2 protein-coding genes and 2 pseudogenes are annotated in these 6732 nt (G+C 51.1%); 1 reads left to right on the top strand and 3 read right to left on the bottom strand.

The features are described 5' to 3' along the window. Positions 1-293 precede the first annotated feature (293 nt). From Q5Y71_RS16190 to Q5Y71_RS16180, 3 genes and pseudogenes are all read right to left on the bottom strand, one after another. Positions 294-1366: pseudogene (locus Q5Y71_RS16190) on the bottom strand (IS630 family transposase). A 327-nt stretch (positions 1367-1693) separates the two neighbouring features. Beyond that, positions 1694-2819: pseudogene (locus tag Q5Y71_RS16185) on the bottom strand (IS3 family transposase). A 235-nt stretch (positions 2820-3054) separates the two neighbouring features. Then, positions 3055-6099 carry a TonB-dependent receptor gene (locus Q5Y71_RS16180; protein WP_306043127.1) on the bottom strand — a complete coding sequence of 1015 codons (3045 nt, stop codon included), beginning with the start codon at positions 6097-6099 and terminating at the stop codon, positions 3055-3057. Position 6100: 1 nt separating this feature from the next. Here Q5Y71_RS16180 and Q5Y71_RS16175 point away from each other — a divergent pair, with 1 nt between their 5' ends. Then, on the top strand, positions 6101-6523 hold the full coding sequence (locus tag Q5Y71_RS16175) for a hypothetical protein (protein ID WP_306043126.1): 423 nt from the start codon (positions 6101-6103) through the stop codon (positions 6521-6523). Positions 6524-6732 lie beyond the last annotated feature (209 nt).

The following is a 6732-nucleotide window of genomic DNA, read 5'->3' as shown; positions in this document are numbered from 1 at the left end:
TTACCTTTTGAAAGTTATTCTATTTTTTAGAGACAACACCATGATAAATCAATTATCTTTAGTGGTATTATTAAGTTTCTTCTCAGGGCAGACTAGTGGCGTAATTTGATCTCCAACCGGAAAATTTACCTTCTCAGGTTATTTTTAAATACAATGGCGATTTTCTTGTTCTTCTGAAGTATCCGGTACCGGATGGCTGGATGGCTCTACTGCAATTATCACCTCTTTATCAATTGAGCCTATAATCGGAGGAGTTTGTTACACCGTTGTTGAGGATCTAGTGGGCCATGCGGTTAATTAGGTAACACATTTTTGGCTCGCTGCACTGAAGCCAGTATCGTGTCGGCGCTCTTTGTCCATTTAAATGGTTTGGCAAGATCGCGGTTATGAACACGAATAAATCGCTGCAGCTCGGCCTTCAAGTCCGCCACGTCGGTAAATATGCCTCGGTAAAGAGCCCGCCGTTCGAGCTGTGCAAACCATCCTTCGACGGCGTTCAACCAGGATGCACTTGTGGGCGTGAAATGGAAATGAATTCTCGGCTGGTTGGCTACCCACTCTGTGACTTCTTTGGTTTTGTGAGCGCTGAGGTTATCCAGCACAATGTGCAACTCCTTGTCTTTCGGTGTCTGCCGCTCGACCTGTTTCAGAAAGGCAAGAAATTCCTTGGAACGCGATCTTTTCTCGACGCGACCAATCACTTCGCCAGTCAGAATATTGAAGGCTGCAAAGAGAGCCGCCGTTCCATTGCGTTTGTAATCGTGGGTGCGACTTCCAATGCGCCCCGGGGCAAGTGGAAGCCCTGGTTGAGTGCGATCGAGTGCCTGGATCTGGGTTTTCTCATCGACACACAGCACCAAGGCATTGTCCGGCGGGTCCATATACAAACCAACGATATCCACCACTTTCTCAGCAAACTGCAGGTCATTGCTGATCTTGAAGGTTCTGAGTCGGTGTGGTTTCAGATCTGCAGCGTTCCAGATTTGCCTAACCTGCCATGTGGTAACACCGGCGTACTTCGCCATCAACGAGACACTCCAATGAGTAGACTCATGAGGAATGCGGCTCGTCGTCAATGTGAGAACACGGTTCACAATCTCGGCGTCAATTACCGACGGTCGCCCTGGCCTTGCCTGGTCAAGCAAACCCTCCGGGCCCGATTCGATAAAGCGCGTCTTCCACTTGTGAACTGTCTTACGAGACACGCGCTGGGCCGCAGCCACGTCCATCACTGGCATGCCTTCCGACAGAGCCAGATAATCTTCGCTCGAGTAATTTGACCCTGCTGAAGCGAGGTGCTGCGAATCCAGCTTTCCAGGGTCGCTGCATCATGAGCGGTAATTGTAAAAACCTCAGGAGTATCCATGGGGCAAGTATACGCGAACTCAAATCACGTAACCTTATTTTCCGCATGGGCCACTAGCATATGAATTAACGGCTAACGATCCAGAGACGGTAACAATAAAAAATGTAAGATTATGGGGTGTTTGGACAAGTGGATACGAATGTATTGGAGATCTAACCGGTGCATTTGAACAGGCTACTGGTGAAATTTCCTTTGATATGGCTATACCTCCCGTCGATACTCCAGGCAATCTTCCATGCCTATTTAACGGCATACTTTATCCCTCCCCTCAGATATCCTTTAATTTTCCATAGTGATCAGCCCCACCAAGGTGGTCCAGTTTAAATGTTAGTGCATAGCTGGCCGTGGCTCTTTCTCCACGGTGGTTTCTGGGGCCGGTGGGTGATAGCCCAAGGCACTGTGTGGCCGCTTGGTGTTGTAGTGCTTCCTCCACTCCTCAATAATAATTTCCGTCTCTTGTAACGTATAGAATATTTCACCGCTTAGAAGCTCGTCTCTGAGTCGGGCGTTGGAGCTTTCACAGTCCCATTCTCCCAGGGTGAACCCGGCTCTATGTAAGCCACCTTTGCGCCAACAGATGTGGTCCAGTCTCTGACCACCTGTGCAACGAACTCCGGACCATTGTCTGATCGGATATAGGCGGGAACACCGCGTAAAATGAACAGGTCTGTCAATACATTAATCACTTCCGTTGAGTTCAGCTTTCGTTTCACCCAGATTGCCAGGCATTCTCGGGAGTACTCGTCCAGGATGTTCAGCATTCGGAATGCTTTCCCATCGCTAGTCCGATGGTGAACAAAGTCATACGACCAGACATGGTTCGGATACTCCGGACGCAGTCGAACACACGACCCGTCATTTAGCCAGAGCCGTCCCTTCTTTGGTTGTTTCATTGGAACCTTCAGCCCCTCACGCCGCCACAGTCGTTCCACGCGCTTGTTGTTCACTTGCCAGCCTGCATCTCTCAGTAAAACTGCAATCCGGCGATAGCCGTATCGACCGTACTGTCGCGCAAGCTCAACCATGTCAGCAACCAAACGGTTTTCGTCGGAACGGCCAACAGGCAGGCGCCTTTGCGTGGACCGGTGCTGGCCCAAAATACGGCACGCTCGACGCTCAGAAATGTGAAATCGACTTCGTAGGTGGTCAATACAAGCACGGCGACGTGAAGGGCTCAAAAGTTTCCCTTTGCGGCCTCAGACAGAACCAACTTGTCCAGTGTGAGATCCGATACTGCTCGGCGCAACCGCTCATTCTCCTTTTGTAGTCGCTTGAGTTCCTTCAGTTGGTCGGCTCCCATCCCGCCATACTGCTTACGCCAGCGATAGAACGTCTGCTCAGTTATTTGCATCTGGCGTATCGCATCCAAACGCGACATTCCCTGACCGCAGAGCACCTCAATCTGCCGCAGCTTCGTGACAATTTCTTCCGGCTTATGATGTTTGATTCCCATGTTTAGTCCTCCGTCTCCTAATTATACGGGTGGACCACTTCAAGGGGGGAGGGCCAATAGTTGGGCAAAACCTAAAATTGATCCTGCAATCCAATCGCTAGTTGGGTTTATTTTTTGATGTCAAGCAACAGGCTGAACCGGAGGCCCTCGGGTGAGAGGTGGGAAAAGAATGAAAAAGGCCACGGCAGGGTTACCGTGGCCAATAGCGGTTAGTTGATTTTAACCACCTCCATGTTTAGAAGCCTTTATAGATGCTAAAACCCAGAATCCGCGGGTCCAGGGTAAATACATTGGCGCTAAGCCCGGTATCATCGCTATTGGTAAAGAAATCCGTAATAGGTGCATCGTCAAATACATTCTTTACATAGAGCTGCATCTGCAAGTCCCATTCCGGCTGGGTAAAGGTGGCCGATACATTCAGGTTGCTCCAGTCTTCCAGGCGGTCATACTCGGTATTGTATACCCGCGCATAACTCTCCCCCTGGCGGTAGTAGTCTGCACGCAGCTTCAGGTCCCAATCCATTACCTGGATCACATGCTCCAGGCCCAGGTTGGCGGTAAAACGCGGCGCATTGGGCAACTCATTACCACTCAGATCGGCGGCAAAGCCACGACCGAAGTTTGGTGCATCGGTCAACGGATTAAAAGTGTAATCCAGTCCGTAAGAGGCAGCCAGGTCCCTTCCTTGCCCATCGGGGCCTGTAAAACTGCCATACTGTGCTGTGCCAGCACAAACCTGGCCGAGATGAAGTGATGACAACTCTCGGCTGGAATTCAGAAGATCCTCAATCAGTTGCCGTGGCGCGATGCAATTGGAAGGCACCTGCAAGTTGGGTCGCACTACCACCCAGTCTTCATTACCCTGCGTACGGTTCATTACATCAATGGATTCCTCTCCATCGACAATACGGGTTTTTAAATAGCCCAGATTGAAATCCATGCGGGTGTTGGGAGTGAGCTGCCAGGCGCTTTCCAGCTCCAGGCCCCAGCTTTCGGTATCAAAGTTCTCATTAAATGAAATACGATCCACAATCTGCGAGACCTGGTAATCCTTGTAGTCATAGTAGAAAGCAGTGGCGTTCAGGTTCAGGCTGCCATCGAGCATAGTATTTTTGACGCCAAACTCAAAGGCGTTAACAAATTCCGGATCAAACGTATTGGCCAGCGGTTGGTATTGCACGACTTCCGAGTCTATATCCACTCGCGGCGGATTGCTGCCACCACCCTTATAGCCATGGGCATAGGAAACGTAGAACAGGGTTTCGTCGGTAAAGGGGGTCTCGGAACGCCAGTCCAGTACCAGCCGGCCGGTATACTCCTGCCACTCCTGTTCGATATCCTCCCCCTGGGGGTAGCCGCGCCGCACCTTGCCGCCAGAAGCAGGACCAGATGTTTCTTCTCCTGTTGTGTAACTAACCTGAGTTCCCTGTAACAGCTGGCTGGGAATGGGCGTGGCAGTTTTAAGGTCCTCTGTATACCGCAGGCCGGCAGTCAGTTTGACTTCGTCCGTCATCTGCCAGTAGGTTTCACCAAAGAGCGCACGGGAGCGGGTCTTGACCAGATTGCGGCTAAGAAAGTAGTTATGGCCATCATCACTTAACTGATCCAGCGGACTATAATCCACATAGATACATTCACCCGGGGTATCCTCTTCACAAGTTCCGGGTTCTGGAAGAAACCCCCCCTCATCTACTTTGTTATAGATTATTTCGGCAATATAGGTAAAGAGGTTGTTAAATACGTAGTAGTCATCCTGGGATTCAAAATCCAGGTAGTTGGCACCCAGGGAGAAATTAAACGGGCCATCAAAACTGGACTGCAAGCGCAGCTCGTGACTCCACTGGCGATTATCCGACTGGCTGATATCCACCGCAATCAAACGGTCTGACGCACCCAACTGGGGATCGGTATAGACACCCCCTGGGGTAATTCCCGGACCACGAGGACCTGCGTTTAAACCGTATAGGCCCTCGGAATCATTAAAGATTGGATCGGACACGTAGCGATTGTAGTCCTGGGAGCTGTAGTAGTCGTCCTTGGCATAGGTGGATTGGGCAAAGAGCTGCAACGAATCCCCCAGGGCCAGCTCCAGATTCAACTGCGCCACATCGTTTTCAGCACGAAACACCGGGTCATAGCTGGTATTGATCTCCCGCAAATCCCGGGACTGCTGAACACTATTATAAGGATCAATATCCTTTAGAAAGGTAATGAATTCGGGTATAGGGGAAGATTCGTCTCTCTTTATCCCCAAAAACCCACCAATGGTTCTGGGTGCACGAATAAAGGCAAAACTATTGGCATTGGGTGCACCAAAGGCATTATCTTCGTAGAGAGAGTCTGGCAGACAGCCTTGACTAAACTGATCTTGTAATGCTTCAGGCACATCGGTTTCACCGATCATCGCCAGGCCAGGATCTCGGGTACAAAGCTGCTTGCCGGTGCGGGAGCGATTGTCGTCCTCCTCAAAATGTTGCCAGATCAGGTTTGCACTAAAAGCTTCACTGGGTTCCCACTGCAAGATAACGCGGGTGGAGTAAAGATCCCGGTCATTGACATCATTATCGGTAAAGGCGTTGTAGTCATAGCCGTCCCGTTTTGTCATGGCACCGGAAAAGCGCATGGCCAGGGTGTCCCCCAGAGGCACATTCAGCATAGCGCTGGTACGGCGGGTATTATAACTACCCACTTCTCCCTTGATATTCGATTCAAACTCCGGCGTCGGCATCTGCGGCAGCATATTCACTACCCCGGCGGTGGCGTTGCGGCCATACAGGGTACCTTGCGGGCCGCGCAGCACCTCCACCCGCTGTACGTCGAAAAATTCCTGCTCATAGAGACGGTTACGGATCATGGGCGCATTGTTGAAGCTCACCGCCACTGCCGGGTCGGTACTGGCAGAGATAGCCTTGGTGCCCACACCACGGATGGCAAAATTGTAGGTACTGAAGTTGGCCTTGGAGAAATTCACATTGGGCACCGCGCGCACCAACTCGTCACCGCGCTCTACTTTCAGGTCGCCCATGGTGTCGCCGGAAATGGCAGATACAGCGATGGGCACATCCTGGATGCTCTCTTCTATCTTCTGCGCGGTAACGGTGATTTCTTCAATAGCTTTACTATCGGCCTCTCCGTCGCTCTGGGCGATGGCGGGCGTGGCGGTCATTGCCAGGCAGGCCACCGCAGCGCTACACCACAGGGGGGCGGTATGATTAATTGGCTGCGCCTGGCGAATCGCCTGTGCGATCCGCTTTTTTTGCGGCTTGCGAAAATCCAACATCTTGATTCCTCTTTCTCTCTGTACTTGCTCTGTTATCGATTATTTTTGGTTATCAACCCCGACAATCGAACCGCGCTCCCTCACCTGCTGGATTGCCACCGCTTTCGATACCGACGCAACTGCGCAGGCTCGCCGGTTTTTCGGCAACAACCAACCCGCAGCCGGCGGCGGCACTTCCCTGTGCCACATTTACCCGGCACTGCTGGTATCACCGGGTATTGCCGGCACGGGCGGGAAGAAGACCCGGCACCCGAGACAGGCTGCATACAGCCCCGGTACGCTCGTCAGCAAAAAGCCGGTATTGTTACGCGCCTGGGAGCGGGAGATTCTTCCCAAGGAAAGACGCAAAAGTAACGGTATCGGGGGGATTGAACCTGCTGATTTTTCGCGATTTTATGTATTCACAGACGCCAGGAAGGATTGACTTTGTAGTCTGATATTTTCAACAACAGAGAAAGCAACTGGTACTTTTACAGCAGGGTATTTTCTTTAAGAAAAACTGTGTAGGTCAAACAGCAAATGGCAGCAGCATAAGTGAGTATGTATTTACTTACACCGCTGATAGCGCGATTACCACAAACCTATTTTCTTTATTAAGTAGGCAGAAAAATACACCTATCCCGGAAAAGAAAA

Source organism: Microbulbifer sp. 2205BS26-8 (assembly GCF_030731025.1).
GTDB classification, from domain to species: domain Bacteria; phylum Pseudomonadota; class Gammaproteobacteria; order Pseudomonadales; family Cellvibrionaceae; genus Microbulbifer; species Microbulbifer spongiae.
Note: the sequence above shows the minus strand (reverse complement) of the source record. Positions and strands in the feature narration are given on the sequence as shown.